The sequence below is a fragment of the Okeania sp. SIO2C9 genome, from assembly GCF_010672455.1.
Classification (GTDB): domain Bacteria; phylum Cyanobacteriota; class Cyanobacteriia; order Cyanobacteriales; family Microcoleaceae; genus Okeania.
On sequence record NZ_JAAHGO010000238.1, the window covers coordinates 1 to 1,345 of the forward strand.

General features: G+C 42.5%; 1 protein-coding gene and 1 pseudogene. One reads left to right on the top strand and one right to left on the bottom strand.

The features are described 5' to 3' along the window. Nucleotides 1-200 (top strand): annotated as a pseudogene (locus tag F6K23_RS40625) (hypothetical protein); the annotation flags it as partial. A 96-nt stretch (nt 201-296) separates the two neighbouring features. On the opposite strand, the gene F6K23_RS40630 reads toward F6K23_RS40625, so the two are convergent. Further along, nucleotides 297-1,345: GMC family oxidoreductase (locus tag F6K23_RS40630; protein WP_293166897.1), on the bottom strand; the 1,049-nt coding region annotated here is incomplete at its 5' end.

Sequence of the window (1,345 nt, forward strand, 5' to 3'; positions counted from 1 at the left end):
TCGCCACAACTCAAGAGAAAAGATACTGGCTAAAACCAGAAAAAATCGTTAAACAATCGATAGGATTTTTGGAGCGTTTAACTCCGCTGTGGCAAGAAATTGACATCTATGAACCCTTACCAGGATTCGATCCTCAAGCTTATTACCGTAATTACAAGACAATTAGAAACAAGTGGGAACGACAAATGGGAGTAGGTTGAGACTCCCCCTCCTTGAAGGAGGAGGATTCTTGAATAAGTCGATTCTTTCCACCTTTTACTCTTGTAGATTTCCGCACTGCGAGAGTTTTTCTTAAATTATTGACATGTAGCGACTATCAAATCAGCTGCTTTTTCGGCAATCATAATTGTGGCAGCATTAGTATTACCACTAACGATTGTGGGCATAATCGAGGCATCCACCACCCGCAACCCTTGAACACCATGTACCTGTAGCCGTGAATTAACCACTGCCATGGAGTCATTCCCCATTTTGCAAGTACCAACTGGATGATACAAAGTTTCTACCGTATCGCGGATGTAGTCAACAATGTCTTCCTTCTTCTCTACCCCAGAACCAGGAAAAATCTCCTTACCTCGAAATTGATTAAAAGCTGAAGCTTGTATTAGTTGACGAGACATTTCAACACCAGTTAGCAAACACTCGCAATCAGCTTCACTGGCTAGGTAGTTGGGTTCAATTACAGGTTGAACTAAGGGTTGAGGGGAACGTAAACTAATGTAACCCCTGCTTTGTGGATGTAACAAAGTTGCACCAAGACTGAAATAAAAACCTTCCCGTCGGTTAAAACCGTGGTTTTGGAAGTACAAGGGTGCAAATAGGAATTGTAAATCAGGTGTTGCTAAATCAGGTCTCGTTTTTACAAATCCTCCTGCCTCTGCGATATTAGAAGTTAATGGGCCTTGTTTGAAAAGTAGATATTTCAGAAAATTACCGATATTGTTAGCCTTATCCAGGCTAAGGGGTTGAGTACATTCGTAGATAACCCCTGCCAGCAAATGGTCTTGGAGATTTTGCCCAACTCCAGGCAAATCTACTATCACTGGAATGCCCAAAGCCTTGAGGTGTTCTGCTGGTCCAATCCCAGAAAGCATCAGTAGTTGCGGGGAATTAATTGCACCGCCACAGAGAATCACTTCCCGTGCTACTTTAATCCTATTGGTGAGACCGCCGTCTTGAATATACTCGACGCCGACAATACGATTTCCTTCCCACAGTAGACTAGTTACTTGAGTACTAGTGCAAATAGTTAGGTTAAGGCGATCGCAACAAGGTTTTAAGTAGGCAGTTGCTGTACTATGGCGCTGACCATTTTTCTGATTAACTTGATAAAAGCCTACTCCTA